We start from the raw sequence: 13,900 nt of genomic DNA on the forward strand, positions 1-13,900 counted from the left end.
GAGGGGTCTTGCCGCAAGCCCCCCGGTGCGCTATACGTTGAGAGTGGCGAGGAGTGGGTACACCTCCTCGCCCCGGCGCCCGCCCGGGCGGATCACCCCTTCTCGAAGCCGGACGCGCCTCACCCCGCCCTTATGACCACCGGCCCTCGCGGTCCGCGTCGGTGTGGGGGCACGCTGCGCCGGTGGCCGTCGTGGGGACGCGCATGCGGCGGAAGAGGTCGCGCGTGGCGCGCTCCTGGGCAGTGGTGTGCCAGGAGACGTCCGGGTAGCGGCTGCGCAGGTGGGACAGGGCCCGGGTGCCCAGACCGCTGGACCGGAAGCGCTCGTCGACGGCGACCGCGGTGATCAGGCCCGTGGAGCAGGTTCCGCACACCCGGTACGTCACCTCTCCGACGACCTGGCGGATGTGCACGAGCAGCAGGCACTGCGCCCCCGGCCCCGCCGGAGCGGCGGCGTTCTCGAAGGTGACGTCGCGGTAGGCGAGCACCCTGCGGTGCCAGCGGCCCCGCACCGGTGTGGGGCGGCGGTGTTTGGGCCGCCGGCGCGGAAGGAGGAGGTGCCGGCCCGCGGACAGCCAGGGCAGTGGACGCGGGGCCGTCGGCATGGCGTGCGCATGGTGTCCCTGCATGCGTCCCGCCTGCCCCGGGACCGGCCGTGCACGCACACCGCTTTCCGGCGGCCCCTCGCACCCGGCTACCACCCGGCACGATCCGCACGGCAGGCCGCCGGGCCCTTCCGGGTGCGTGGCCCCCCGGCGGCCACCGGCGCAGCCGGACGCGAGGGGAGGGCCGGACGCGAGCCGGGTTCAGCCGGTGCGCAGGGCGACGTAGTCGCAGAGGGCGAGCAGGGCGCCGCGCTGGGCGGGGAGGTCGGGCAGCGCGGCCGAGGCCGCACGGGCACGGTCGAGGTGGCGGTGCATGACGGCCTCGGTCTCGGCGAGGGCGAGGGAGTGCTCGAACAGCTCCAGGGCCCGGGGGACGTCGGCGGCGGGGACGGGGCCGGCGCCGAGCAGGACCCGCAGCTCGGCGTCGGCCGGGTCGGTGCTCTCCCGGGCGAGCAGCACGGGCAGGCTCTGCACGCCGGCCAGCAGGTCGTTGCCGCGCTTCTTGCCGGTGAGCTCGGTGGGCGACCTCAGGTCGAGCAGGTCGTCGGCTATCTGGAAGGCGATGCCGAGCTGCTCCCCGCACGCGGTGAGCGCGGCGACCGCCGCGGCGGGGGCACCCGCCTGGACGGCGCCGATGCCGAGCGCCATGGCGAGCAGGGCGGCGGTCTTGCCTGCCGCCACGTGGAAGTAGTGGGTGACCGGGTTCTCGCCGGGGCCGGGGCCGGCCAGTTCGCGCAGCTGTCCGGCGACCAGCCGTCCTGCGGCCTCCGCGTGGAGGTGGACGGCTGCGGGCCCGAGGCCGGCGGCGAGCCGGGCGGCACGGGTGAAGAGCCAGTTCCCGCCGAGGACGGCCGCGCGCTCGCCCCAGCGGGCGTGGACGCTCGGGACGCCGTGCCGGGTGGCGGCGCCGTCCATCACGTCGTCGTGGTAGAGCGACGCGATGTGGACGAGTTCGGTGATGGTGGCGGCCTCGGCGATCCCGTCGGCCCAGGGGTCGCCGAACTCGGCGCCGAGCAGGACGAGCAGGGGGCGCAGGCGCTTGCCACCGGTGGCGGCGAGGTGGCCGGTGAGGGCGGCGACCCGTGGGTCCGGGGCGTCGTGGGCGGTTGCCTGGATCAGTTCCTCGGCGCGGGCGAGGGAGCCCCGCAGGCGCGCCTCGAACTCGGGTTCCGTCAGGGCAAGCCGCTGGAGCGGGTCGGCGGCGGGAGGGCCGGGCGGGAAGGCCGTCCCCGCCTCCGCCCCGTACAGCTGTCCGGTACTCATCGGGTAACCCCTCCGCGACCCAGGCGGCCAGTCGTCTCTCGTCCGTGTCGACAGCATTCATCCGGTCACAAGCGCCTTACAACAGAGGTGACATGAAGGTGTCACCGCGCTCCCCGCCGCGGCACTGGGCAGGAACCTGTCAGCTTCCTGCTGACTTTCCCGGCGCACGCCGCCGGTCCGTTGCCGGCCGCCCCGACCCCGACCGGACATCCCGGACAGCCGGCGGGCCGGTCCGCGGAGGGACGTATCACCTGCCCAGCCGGGTGCGTTCGGCCGGGCCGGCCGCCGGCCCGCACGCGGGCAGCGCGGCGCTCCTCCCGGCGGCGGGCGGGTGCGTGACAGCAACCGGACATCCGCGGAGCACCCCGCGCCCCCGCTCCCTAGCCTCGGGGGACACATTCCTCCACCAGCACGGGGCGTCGGAGAGGCCGGCGCACGCTCATGGAACTGACCCTCTACCTCTTCATCGCCGCCATCACCCTGGTGCCGACCGTCGCGGTGCTCGCCGTCGGCGCACGGCGCCTGCTGGGCCTGCGGATCGGCACGGTGCGGGCGGCGCTCACCGGACTGGTCGCCATGGGGGCCGGCGCACTGATCGGCGCGGCGATGGGGGAAGCCCGTCGCGGGGCCCTCGTGTCGGTGCACATCGGCCTGACGGTCCTGGTGGCGGTGGTCTTCCTCGCCCTCTCGCACGCCCTGGTGCCCGCCGGTTCCCTCTCGGAAGTGGTGCGCTGGCCCCAGGCCCTGCGCGGCCGGGTGGCGCGGGCCCGCCGCTACACCGAGCTGAGCCGGATCGCGATCCGGCACGGCCTGGGCGGGGCGCTGCGCGGCCGGGGCCGGGGCGGCCCCGAGGCGGTCGCCGAGCGGAAGCAGCTGGCGACCGGCGTACGGCTGGCGCTGGAGGAGGCCGGAGCCACCTTCGTCAAGCTCGGCCAGATGCTGTCCACGCGCTGCGACCTGCTGCCGGGCGAGTTCGTGGAGGAACTCACCAAGCTCCAGCACCAGGTGCCCGCCGAGCCCTGGACCGACGTGGAGCGCGTACTGACCGAGGAACTCGGCACGGACCCCGGGGTGTTCTTCGCCGAGTTCGACCGCGAGCCGCTCGCCGCGGGCTCGATCGCCCAGGTGCACCGCGCCCGGCTGACCACCGGCGAAGAGGTGGTGGTCAAGGTGCAGCGGCCCGGTGCCCGGTCGGTGGTCGACCGGGACGTGGACATCCTGTTCCGGATGAGCCGCAAGATCGAGGAGCACACCGCGTGGGGCCGGGACTTCGGCGCGGTGGACCTCGCGGTGGGCTTCGCCAACTCCCTCGCCGAGGAGCTGGACTTCCGCATCGAGGCCCGCAACATGGCCACCGTCAGGGCCGCGACCGAGCGGCGTGACGCGGTGTCCCCGGTCCGCATGCCGCACGTCCACGAGGAGCTGTGCACGCGCCGGGTGCTGGTCCTGGACTGGCTGGCCGGCGTGCCGCTGAACGCGGCCGGGACGCTCATCGAGGAGCGGGGCCTGGACCGCACCGGGATGGCCCGGCAACTGCTGGAGTGGATCCTGGAGCAGATCCTCATCGGCGGTGTGTTCCACGCCGATCCGCACCCCGGCAACATCATGCTGCTGGAGGACGGCAAGCTGGGCCTGCTCGACTTCGGCTCGGTGGGGCGCATCGACCGGGTGCTGCGGGCGGCGCTGCGCAACCTGCTGCTGGCGGTGCACCACAACAACCCGGTGGCGCTGTCGGACGCGCTGCTGGAGCTGGTGGACCGGCGCGAGGACATCGACGAGATCCGGCTGGAGCGGGCGCTCGGCCGGTTCATGGCCCGGCACCTGACGCCGGGGGTGCGGCCCGACCGGAAGATGTTCGCCGATCTGTTCCTGCTGGTGGCCCGGCACGGGCTGACCATGCCTGCGGAGATCGCCGCGACCTTCCGGGCGCTGGCCACCCTGGAGGGGGCGATGGAGCAGATGGTGCCCGGCTTCGACATCGTGGCGGAGGCCAGGGCCTTCGCCGCCGGGCACCTCGAACGCGAGCTGAGCCCCGGCTCGATCGGCCAGGTCATCGCCGAGGAGGCCATGGCGCTCGCCCCGATGCTCCGCCGGCTGCCGCGCCGGGTGGAGCGGATCACCGACGCGCTGGAGCACGGCCGGCTGGGTGTGCAGGTGCGGCTGCTCGCCGACGAGCGGGACCGGCGCTTCGTCCGTACGCTCGTGCACGAGACGCTGCTGACGTTCCTGGGCGGGATCACCGGTCTGATCGCCGTCCTGCTGCTGGGCACGGACCACGGCCCGGTGCTCCACGACTCCCTGACCTTGCTTCAGCTGATCGGCTACAACCTGCTGGTGCTCAGCTGCGTGGTGGTGACCCGCGTGGTGTTCGGGATCTTCCACGCGCAGCGGAGACTGCCCGGCCGGTGAGCCGTGGCCGGGGCGCGGTCCGCGTGCGGCGCAGCCCCGTGGACCGGCCCGGCCGGTGACGGCCGAAATCCCGTAACCGGAATCCGCGGTACGGATCCATGGTGAAACCACTGACCGCGAAGACCGGCCCTGGTGGAACTCCTCGCCGGGAATGCGCGGCACGGCAAAAGGTCCGTACCGGTCGAATCAGCGGGCGATGTCTTCTCACCCCGATAAAGCGGACTGCCCGGTTCAGTAGTTGTCGTCATGTGCGGGGCGGTGGGCGGGGGCGGAACCGTACGAGGCAGGATTGCCCTAGCGTCCGCCGGACATTGCGAACTAGTGTCTGGCCTCGCGGAGCGTCCGAAAAGCAGGGAAATACTTCTTCATTGAACAGTTGAAGAAGCTATCTCATTTCCGTGCGCCGACCGACCGGACGCCGATCGCTCGCATATGACAAAGGGGGATGCAGTGACAGGTGATGATGCCATCAAACCCGCGGCCGCGGACCGGGAGGACGCCTCCGACGCCATGCCGCTGGACCACGCCGCGCACGTGGAGCGGACCCTGCTGCAGGCACGTGCGCTCGTCGAGTCGACGGTGTCCATGTACCGGGAGCGGCCGGCCTCCGGCCCGGCCGTCCCGCACGCCGATGTCGCCGTGCTCGGCCCGGCCGTCGAAGACCTCGCCCGCGCCGCACGGCACTCGGTCTGCGTGGCCATCACCGGAAGCGAGACCTTCCTGTACCTCACCCGCAAGGCGCTGAAGACCCTCGAACCCGGTCTCGTGGTGCGGATGATGTGCACCCCGGAGGTCGCCGACGCCTCTCTCGCCCTGCTGACCCGCATACCCGAGCTCCGCTTCGAAGTCCGCGTGTCCGAGGCCGAGTTGCGCGACATGGTGGTCGTCGACGGCTCCTCCGCCCTGGTCCTCGCGGTCACGGGCAACGTCAAGGGGCAGGCGACGCTCGTGAACGACACCGCGGCGGTGCGCGCCCTGGAACTCCTCTTCGCCGGGGCCTGGTCCCGCGGCCGCAGGCTCGACGACCACCTGGCGCTGAGCCCGAAGCTGCGCAGCGAGCTGAGCCGCCGGATCCTGGAGCGGCTGCGGGACGGGTGCACCGACGCCGCCGCCTCCCGCGACCTCAACGTGTCCCTGCGCACCTACCGGCGCCATGTCGCCGACATCATGCGGGAGCTCGGCGCCGGCTCCCGGTTCGAGGCGGGCGTGCGAGCGGTGGAACTGGGTCTGCTCTCGGAGTAGCCGACCGGCACGGCACAGGACGGACATCGGGCGGACCCGGCCGGCAGGCCGGGTCCGCCGTTCCGTTCATCCCGCACTCGGGCCGTTCGTCCCGGACAGGCCCGGAATTTCCCATGCCTTGCCTCCGGGCTGTGCTCTACTTCACTTCTTTTCCTCTCGTTTAACTAGTCTTGGTGATTCAAGTACTGTTCTGCAGGCACGGGGGGAGCACTCCCTGACTGCGGCGTTCCCGTCCATATGGACCCGACCAGGTCCGGGGCGTCGGTCCGGAGGCTCCGCGCAGCAACATGAACACCAACGGGGATGGTGGTGCCGCGTGTCGCACGCGACCAAGGACGAGCTGGAACAAGCACTGTTGGACGTACTGGCCCTGATGGAGTCGACGGTGGCCATCCACCGGGACCGCAGCATCCGGGAACAGCAGATCGCCACGGTCGACGGGGGCTACGCGCCCGTCCTGGAGCACGCGGCGAACCTCATCCGCGGCGCCGTACGGACCATCGACATCGTCGATGCCCGGGTGCCCGGCGTGGGGGAGGAGGCGGCCCGCCGGGCGCGGGCCGAGCGCAACCTCATCTACTCGGCCCCGGCCGGGGTCTCCGTACGGCTGCTGACCAGCCCGGTCCTGGTGGACGAGGACTTCGTCCGCGAACAGCTGGCACTGGAACAGCCCGTGGCCATCCGGGTCGCCCGCGTCCCGCCCCTGCAGGCCCTGCTGGTCGACGGCAGCAGCGCCCTGGTGATGGCCGAGTCCGCGGGGGGCGTACGGGCCTCCCTGATCCGCGCCCCGGAGGTCCTCCACACCCTCGGCACGCTCTTCGAGAGCATCTGGCGCAACGCCGTGCCGGCCGGCGAGCGCATCGTCTTCGGCGACCGGGAGCGGGCCTCGCTGGCCCGGCAGATCCTGGGCGCGCTCCGCACCGGGGTCACCGACGAGGTGGCCGCACGCGAACTCACCGTCTCGGTGCGCACCTACCGGCGGCACGTCGCCGAGATCATGGCGCTGCTCGGCGCCCAGTCGCGCTTCCAGGCCGGGGTCCGGGCCGCCGCCCTGGGCCTGCTGCCCCCCGCCGACATGGCGTCTCCCGGCGGCGGTCTCCGCGTCTGACCCGGTGCCCGGCACCGCACCCGGCCGTGCGCCGGGTCAGGCCGGCGTACCTCGGGCTGGCAGCTTCCTGAAAGCGGCGTTGCAGCCCGCCGGTGGCTGTACTTGAATATTCGTCAGGAGAGCGCACGGGCCTTCATATCCCCCGAGCCCTTGCCCTTTCCGGCGGCTGCGGAGACCCCGATCCGTAAACCCGCCCTTGCACGGGGATCCGAATGCCGAATCGGCGTCGTCACCGGATCCCCGTGCACCACAGCCGGAGATCCGGTGGCAGTCCGGGGCGTCGTCGCCGGGCGTGATGGCCCCGGTGACGGCCGAGCAGATCCGCGGGGTGGTGTGGACGCTGTGCATCGTGAGGCACCGGGTCCGCTCCGCCTGACGCGGTCCGTACCGACGTGGCCGCCCCGAGCGGCGATCCGGGTCCACCGCAGGTCACCGATGACCTCTGCCGGCAACCGGCCGGGGTTCCGGCCGCCGATCGTCGACCGCTGCCATCCTGCGTCCGGCCCCACGCGGGCCGGCTCGTCCCCGCACCGAGGTGTGCGTCCGGACCCGGGCCCGGCCCCGCACCTGCACCCGCACCCGGGCCCGCCCTCACCACAGGACCCGGCCGGAAAAAGCGGGCCGGAATTCTCAGGTCCCCCTTGTTCCGTTCACGCCCGGGAGCGCTGTGCCGCCGCAGGATGCGGAATTCGCTCCGCTCCCGTGATATCTGCGGACGGGCGGCTGCCGGCGGTCATTCCTACAAGTCCAGAAAGGCGACGGAGTTGACGCGGAAGAAGGACTGGCTGCGGCCGGGTGAACACGTCATCGTGACCGGAGGCTCCAGCGGCATCGGGCTCGCGCTGGCCGAGGAGTTCGCCGCGCGGGGCGCGGTGGTCTCGCTGCTGGCGCGAGACGAGCGCCGGCTGTCCGCGGCGGCGGACCGTCTGCGGAAGGCCGGCGCCACGGTGCACACGCGGAGTGCGGACGTCACCGACCCGGCGGGGCTGGCGTCGGCCGTCGAGGAGCTCGAAGCCGAGGCCGGGCCCTGTGCGGTGCTGGTGACCTCGGCCGGCCAGGCCAGACCGGGCTACTTCCTCGACATGCCCGACGACGTGTTCCGCACGATGATGGAGGTCGACTACTACGGCACCCTCTGGGCGGTGCGGGCCGTGGCGCCCGGCATGGTGCGGCGGGGCCGCGGCACGGTGGTCACCATCGTCTCGACGGCCGCGCTGATCGGCGTCTTCGGCTACACCGCCTACGGACCGGCCAAGTCCGCGGTACTCGGCCTGACCCAGGCGCTGCGCAACGAACTGTGCCCGCACGGCATACGGGTGGCCGGCGTCTTCCCGCCCGACGTGGACACCCCGCAGCTGGCCGAGGAACTGCGGCACCGGCCGGCCGAACTGAACGCGATCCCCGGCCCCGGCCGACCGCTTCCGCCACGGACCGTCGCACGCGGGGTCCTGCGGGGGCTGGACCGCGGCCGGCCGTTGATCTACCTCGACGGCTTCACCCGGATACTGGCCAGCTGGGGCGGTGTGATCGACCCGCTGATCCGCCGCTACCTGGACGGAACGGTCCGCACGGCAGCACGGCGGAGGACGGCCGGCGCCCCCACCGGCTCCCCGGACGACCGGAGCACATGACGGCGGCGGCAGGACGGTGCGGACAGCACCCCGCCCAGGGGTGCTGTCCGCACCGGTCGGCGGCGTACCGCCCGCGCCCCGCCACGCCCAGGTCCTGGCGGGCCCGGCCGGGCCGTCACCCCGGGGTGCCGGTCACCGCCGGTTGTAGAAGCGCATCGTCAGCGTGCCGAACACGGCGACGAGGACCACTCCGGCGATGAGCACCCAGGTGATCTCGCCGCCGTCCGGGTCGCCGTGCATCAGGCTGCGCGTCGCGGTGACCAGGTGGGTGACCGGGTTGCACGCGGTGACCGCCTGCAGCCATCCCGGCATGGTGTCCGACTCGACGAACACGTTGGACAGGAACGTCAGCGGGAACAGCACGTTGATGCTGATCCCCATCACCGACTTCTCCGACTTCATCAGCAGCCCGACCATCGTCCACAGCCACGAGAGCGCGAACGCGAACCCGACCAGCAGCGCGATGCCCAGCACCACGCCGGTCACACCGCCCTGCGGCCGGAAGCCCAGCGCCAGCCCGAGGCCCAGGACGACCAGTGCCGCCGTCAGGTACCGCAGGACGTCCCCGAACAACGCGCCGAGCAGCGGCGCCGGGCGCCAGATCGGCAGCGTGCGGAACCGGTCGAACACACCGCGGTGGCTGTCGGTGTTGACACCCGCACCGGTGTACATCGTGATCATGACGACGCTGGTGACCATGATGCCCGGCAGCAGGTACTGCAGATAGTCGGTCACCGACCCGGCCAGCGCCCCGCCGAACAGGTAGGTGAACATCAGCACCATGATGATCGGGAAGGCGGTGACGTCGAACATCTGCTCCGGCAGGTGCTTGATCTTGAGCATCGCGCGCCACCCGAAGGTGACCGACGCCGACCAGGCGGACGGCCGGGGGGGCTTGTGCGTGGAGTCGAGCAGGGCGTCGAGGTTCGCCACCACCGACGTCTCGTCGCGACTGCCGACGGGTTCCGTACCGACGGTCGTCATGCCGCTGCCTCCTCGGTCCTGGCGGGGCGGTCGGTGAGGGCGAGGAACACCTCGTCGAGGGTGGGCTGCCCGAGGGCGAAGCCGTCGATGGCGACGCCCGCCGAGGCCAGCTCGGCGAGGGCCCGCGAGGCCTGCTCGGCCGCCGCCCGGTCGTCGCCGGTCCCGCGCAACTGGGCGGTGAGGGCGACGGGTTCCTGATCGAGCTGCACCGCGGCGCCGAGAGCGGTGGCGAGCACCTGCTGCGCCGTCCCCCGCTGCCGGGCGTCACGGACCCGCAGGCGGAGCCTCCCGCCGCCCACGGACGCCTTGAGCTCACCGGGCGTGCCGTCGGCGATGACCTTCCCCCGGTCGATCACCGCGATACGGGAGGCCAGCTGGTCGGCCTCCTCCAGGTACTGGGTCGTCAGCAGGACGGTCGTCCCGCGCGCCACGATGGCCCGGACGATGTCCCACACCTGGCTGCGGCTGCGCGGGTCGAGCCCGGTGGTCGGCTCGTCGAGGAACAGCACGTCGGGCGTGCTGAGGATGGACGCGGCGATGTCGAGACGCCGCCGCATGCCGCCGGAGTAGGTCTTGGCCTGCCGGTCCGCGGCCTCGGTGAGGCCGAAGGCCTCCAGGAACCGCGCGGCGCGCTCGCGCGCCTGCGGCTTGCGGTACCCCAGCAGGCGGCCGAGCAGGACCAGGTTCTCCGTGCCGGTCAGGTCCTCGTCGACCGAGGCGTACTGGCCGGTGAGGCTGATCCTGGAACGCACCGCGTCGGCCTCGCGGACGACGTCGTGCCCGAAGATCCGTGCCTCGCCCCCGTCCGGCCTGAGCAGGGCGGTGAGCATCCTCACCGTCGTGGTCTTGCCGGCGCCGTTGGGACCGAGCACCCCGTAGACCATGCCGGCCGGGACGGACAGATTCACCCCGTCCACGGCCCGGGCGTTGCCGAACTTCCTCACGAGTCCGGTGGCCTCGATTGCCAAGGCGGTCATAGCTGACTCACTTCCGTCTCCCTTTCGTGTCCCCGTCGCACCGGATATGCCGGGCCGTCCGGCGTATTCACGCGGCGGCCGGCCGACTCACGAACAGACGCGTTCCGGGGTAACCACAACCACCGGCCCGGCGATGGTCCACGCTGCGGGCAACAGGACTTTAGTTTCCCGGCGTGACGACGGCTCCGCCGTTGTCCGCAAACTGCCATGCGCGGATCCTGATCTGCCCTGAACCTGCCACACCGGAGAGAGCGCCGGAGATTCCCGTGATAGGGCTACAGGCCAGGGCAACTCGGCGACACGGCGCCGGGTCAGACCTACCCACGTCCCGAAGTCCGGAACCAGACGGAACCCGGCAGACGCAGATTTTCGACCTGTCAATCGGAGAAAACGATGCGCCCCACCATTGGTTCGCCCGAGTTCGCGGACTCGTTCATGATCGAAACCCTGGACGAGTTCGGCCTCGCGGTGCGATACGTGCGCGCCGAGGGCAACACGCTGTACTACATCGCCGAGGACGGCACCGAGGTCGGGGTTTTCGACGCTGCCAGCGGGTTCGGCTCCCTGATGTTCGGCCACAACAACCCGGAGATCGTCGCGCACGCCAAGTGGCTGCTGGACCAGCAGGTCCCGGTGCACACGCAGTTGGCCGGCTACACCTTCGGCATCAACCTCGCCGCCGAGCTGAACAAGATCGTCCGGCGTGAGCTGGAGACCGAGGACAAGTTCTTCGCCCACTTCGGCAACACCGGCGCGGAGGCCGTCGAGATCGCCGTCAAGCACGCCGAACTGGAGCGCGGCGTACGCATCGCCGCGCTGCAGGAGGAGATCGAGGCGCACGTCGAGCAGGCGCGTCAGGCCGTGACCGAGGGCGCCACGGTCTCCGAGGCCGCCGCGGCGATCGCGGGCGGAGCCGGCTTCGAGCACCTCGTCACCGAGGTGAAGCGCCGCAACGCCGAGACCGAGGCCCGCCCGCCCCTGCTGCTGGCACTGGAGGGCGGGTTCCACGGCAAGCTCATCGGCAGCGTCCAGCTGACGTACAACGAGGTGTTCCGGGCCCCGTTCAAGGCGCTCGCCGCGCAGACCCGGTTCATCCCGCGGGACCGCCCCGAGATGATCGGGAAGGTCGCCGACGAGGAGCGGGCCACGCTGCTGGACGTCGTCGTGCAGGACGGCGTCATCGATGTGGTGGAGCGCGACTTCCCGCTGTTCACGGCGTTCGTCGTGGAGCCCATCATGGGGGAGCGCGGCATCGTCCCGCTGTCGGCGGAGCTGGCCCGCGCGCTGCGCGCGGCCTGCGACACGCTCGGCGTGCCGCTGGTCGCCGACGAGATCCAGTCCGGGATGGGGCGGTCCGGCACGTTCCTCGCGGGCACGCAGATCGGCCTGAAGCCCGACTACATCGTCCTCGCCAAGGCTCTCGGCGGTGGTATCGCAAAGCTCGGCGTCGTGCTGATCAACGAGCACCGGTACCAGAAGGAATTCGAGATGCTGCACACCTCCACCTTCGGCCGGGACGGCTTCTCCAGCCTCGTCGCCGTGAAGGTCCTGCAGATGCTGGAGGCCGAGGACGGCAAGGCGTACAAGCTGGCCGCGGAAGCCGGCGCGAAGGCCAGGGCGATGATGGAAGCCATCAAGGCCGACTACCCGGACGTCGTGAAGGACGTCCGCGGCAAGGGCCTGATGCTCGGGTTCGAGATCCACGAGCAGTCGGGCTCGGCGTCGCCCGAGATCCGCGAGGCGGCCGAGCACGAGGCCCTGTCGTACATCATCGGCGGGCACCTGCTGCGCAAGCACCGGGTCCGCATCTTCTCCACGGCGAGCAGCGACGAGACCATGCGGTTCGAGCCGTCGATATATCTCTCGGACGAGGAGATCACCCAGCTGGACACGGCGTTCCGCGACGTGTGCCAGATCCTGCGGGACCAGGACGCGAGCCGTTTCGCATAACAACGCGGCATTTCCATGCGAGAGGCACCGGGAATGTTCGCGCACACCCCGCACCGCGTACGCCACTTCACCACCGACACTGCACAGGGGGAATCACTGTGACCACCACTGAGCCTTTGTTCGACCCGTCGTTGCCGGGACTGGCCGACGACCCCTATCCGCATTACGCGAGGCTGCGCACGACCGACCCTGTGTACGAGCACCCCGCCGGCTACTGGATGGTCGCCCGGCACGATGACGCGACCGCCGTGCTGCGCGCGCCGCGCATGTCCGTGAACGAGAAGAACCTGGCCGGTGCCGCGGACGCTCCCCAGCCGGAGCTGCCGCCGGCGATGGTGGAGGCGGCGAACGTCATGAGCCTGTCGCTGCTCGACGTGGACCCGCCGGACCACACCCGGCTGAGGTCGCTGGTGACCAAGGCGTTCACGCCGAGGTCCGTCACCGCGCTCGAACCGGTGGTGACCAAGCTGGTGAACGAGGGACTGGACCGGATCGCCGACGGCGGCCGGGTGAACCTCATGGACGAGCTGGCGTTCCCGGTGCCGTTCGCGGTGATCTCGCACATGCTCGGCACACCGCCGGCGGACAGCGACCGGATACGCGAACTCACCGGCAAGATCCACCGCTCGCCCGAGCTGCTGGACGAGGCCGAGCTGATCGAGGGCATGGCCGCGATCGAGGAACTCGTCCGGATCACCCGCGAGATGATCGACTGGAAGCGGGCCAACCCGGCCGACGACCTGCTCACCGCGCTGATCGCCGCCGAGCACGAGGGCGACAAACTCACCGCCGACGAACTGGTCGCCCAGGTGCTGCTGCTCTACGCGGCCGGGCACGAGACGACGGTGAGCCTGATCGGCGGCGGCGTGGTCGCGCTGCTGCAGAACCCCGACCAGCTGGACCTGCTGCGGCGCCGGCCGGAGCTGGCGGAGAACGCGGTCGAGGAGTTCCTCCGTTACGACCCGCCGATCCAGCAGACCAGGCGGATCACCACGGGGCCGTACCCGTTGCGGGGCAAGGAGATCCCCGGCGGCTCGCTCGTGATGGTGGCCATCGCGGCCGCGAACCGCGACGAGGACCACTTCGGGAAGGACGCCGACAAGCTGCGGATCGACCGTGCCGAGGCACGCCAGCACGTCTCGTTCGGTGCCGGCGCGCACCACTGCTTCGGCTCCGCGCTGGCCAAGATGGAGGCCCGGATCGCGATCGGCGGGCTGGTCGAGCGGTTCGACTCCCTGGAGCTGGCCGGCGACGTGGTGTGGAGCGACCGTGTGGAGCTGCGCAGCGCCAAGGACGTACCGATCACGGTCTGACTCCACGGCCGGGGCCGTACCGCCGAGGCGGCGGCCCCGGCCGGTCCGTTCCCGCGGAGACCGCCGCGAGCGGGCCGCCGCACGCGCACCGCATGACGCGGTGCGGCGGTGCGGTGTCAGGCGCACAGATGTCAGTTCCGATGAGCACGTCGTGAGGCAACGGGGTTTGTGGTGTGGATGTGGCCTGCCCCGGGAGGTTCGGTGGACCGGCTCCTCCCGTGCCGCGGCATCGAGGGAGGTCCAGTTCAGTGACCAGTCAGGTCAGCAGTCCGGCGGAACCGGCCGGCGGCACCGGGGCCGCCGGGCCGTACGCACCGTCCGGACAGAAGGAAGTACGCCGTCTGGATCGGGTGATCATCCGTTTTGCGGGTGATTCCGGTGATGGTATGCAGCTGACGGGTGACCGTTTCACGTCGGAG

Annotated in this window: 10 protein-coding genes; 6 read left to right on the top strand and 4 right to left on the bottom strand. The window is 71.7% G+C overall.

What is annotated here, in order from left to right; genetic code table 11:
- Nucleotides 1–130: 130 nt before the first annotated feature.
- Together ACIA79_RS32710 and ACIA79_RS32715 are read right to left on the bottom strand one after the other, a co-directional pair.
- Nucleotides 131–628: a GNAT family N-acetyltransferase gene (locus ACIA79_RS32710; protein ID WP_399432052.1), complete on the bottom strand. Its 498-nt coding sequence runs from the start codon at nucleotides 626–628 to the stop codon at nucleotides 131–133.
- A 177-nt stretch (nucleotides 629–805) separates the two neighbouring features.
- The gene (locus ACIA79_RS32715) at nucleotides 806–1,867 is read right to left on the bottom strand and encodes a polyprenyl synthetase family protein (protein WP_399432053.1); all 1,062 of its coding nucleotides are present in this window, start codon (nucleotides 1,865–1,867) and stop codon (nucleotides 806–808) included.
- 441 nt (nucleotides 1,868–2,308) lie between these two features.
- On the opposite strand from ACIA79_RS32715, the gene ACIA79_RS32720 reads away from it, so the two are divergent.
- The 4 genes from ACIA79_RS32720 (at nucleotide 2,309) to ACIA79_RS32735 (ending at nucleotide 8,257) form a co-directional block, all read left to right on the top strand.
- Entirely contained in the window at nucleotides 2,309–4,276 is a 1,968-nt protein-coding gene (locus ACIA79_RS32720; RefSeq protein ID WP_399432054.1) for an ABC1 kinase family protein, read from the top strand.
- A gap of 450 nt (nucleotides 4,277–4,726) precedes the next feature.
- The gene (locus tag ACIA79_RS32725; RefSeq protein WP_399432055.1) at nucleotides 4,727–5,518 is read left to right on the top strand and encodes a DNA-binding response regulator; all 792 of its coding nucleotides are present in this window, start codon (nucleotides 4,727–4,729) and stop codon (nucleotides 5,516–5,518) included.
- Nucleotides 5,519–5,834: 316 nt separating this feature from the next.
- Nucleotides 5,835–6,626 carry a LuxR family transcriptional regulator gene (locus ACIA79_RS32730; protein ID WP_399432056.1) on the top strand — a complete coding sequence of 264 codons (792 nt, stop codon included), beginning with the start codon at nucleotides 5,835–5,837 and terminating at the stop codon, nucleotides 6,624–6,626.
- Between the two features lie 764 nt (nucleotides 6,627–7,390).
- Nucleotides 7,391–8,257 (top strand): SDR family oxidoreductase, encoded by an 867-nt coding sequence (locus ACIA79_RS32735; RefSeq protein WP_399432057.1) that lies wholly within the window; start codon nucleotides 7,391–7,393, stop codon nucleotides 8,255–8,257.
- Nucleotides 8,258–8,389: 132 nt separating this feature from the next.
- Here the strand turns inward: ACIA79_RS32735 and ACIA79_RS32740 are convergent, their stop codons facing one another.
- Together ACIA79_RS32740 and ACIA79_RS32745 are read right to left on the bottom strand one after the other, a co-directional pair.
- A complete protein-coding gene (locus ACIA79_RS32740) occupies nucleotides 8,390–9,241 on the bottom strand; it encodes an ABC transporter permease (protein WP_399432058.1) in 852 nt (283 codons plus the stop codon).
- Nucleotides 9,238–10,218 carry an ATP-binding cassette domain-containing protein gene (locus ACIA79_RS32745; RefSeq protein WP_399432059.1) on the bottom strand — a complete coding sequence of 327 codons (981 nt, stop codon included), beginning with the start codon at nucleotides 10,216–10,218 and terminating at the stop codon, nucleotides 9,238–9,240. The genes ACIA79_RS32740 and ACIA79_RS32745 overlap by 4 nt, the downstream gene beginning before the upstream one ends.
- 393 nt (nucleotides 10,219–10,611) lie before the next feature.
- Here ACIA79_RS32745 and ACIA79_RS32750 point away from each other — a divergent pair, with 393 nt between their 5' ends.
- Together ACIA79_RS32750 and ACIA79_RS32755 are read left to right on the top strand one after the other, a co-directional pair.
- Nucleotides 10,612–12,168 carry an aminotransferase class III-fold pyridoxal phosphate-dependent enzyme gene (locus ACIA79_RS32750; protein WP_399432060.1) on the top strand — a complete coding sequence of 519 codons (1,557 nt, stop codon included), beginning with the start codon at nucleotides 10,612–10,614 and terminating at the stop codon, nucleotides 12,166–12,168.
- Between the two features lie 98 nt (nucleotides 12,169–12,266).
- On the top strand, nucleotides 12,267–13,481 hold the full coding sequence (locus tag ACIA79_RS32755) for a cytochrome P450 (RefSeq protein WP_399432062.1): 1,215 nt from the start codon (nucleotides 12,267–12,269) through the stop codon (nucleotides 13,479–13,481).
- Nucleotides 13,482–13,900: the final 419 nt, after the last annotated feature.

It is taken from the genome of Streptomyces sp. NPDC051310, assembly GCF_044455245.1.
Classification (GTDB): domain Bacteria; phylum Actinomycetota; class Actinomycetes; order Streptomycetales; family Streptomycetaceae; genus Streptomyces.

Coding starts and splice junctions, on each gene's coding strand:
- ACIA79_RS32710 (WP_399432052.1), bottom strand. CDS start 628: ATGCAGGGACACCATGCGCACGCCATGCCGACGGCCCCGCGTCCACTG.
- ACIA79_RS32715 (WP_399432053.1), bottom strand. CDS start 1,867: ATGAGTACCGGACAGCTGTACGGGGCGGAGGCGGGGACGGCCTTCCCG.
- ACIA79_RS32720 (WP_399432054.1), top strand. CDS start 2,309: ATGGAACTGACCCTCTACCTCTTCATCGCCGCCATCACCCTGGTGCCG.
- ACIA79_RS32740 (WP_399432058.1), bottom strand. CDS start 9,241: ATGACGACCGTCGGTACGGAACCCGTCGGCAGTCGCGACGAGACGTCG.
- ACIA79_RS32745 (WP_399432059.1), bottom strand. CDS start 10,218: ATGACCGCCTTGGCAATCGAGGCCACCGGACTCGTGAGGAAGTTCGGC.
- ACIA79_RS32750 (WP_399432060.1), top strand. CDS start 10,612: ATGCGCCCCACCATTGGTTCGCCCGAGTTCGCGGACTCGTTCATGATC.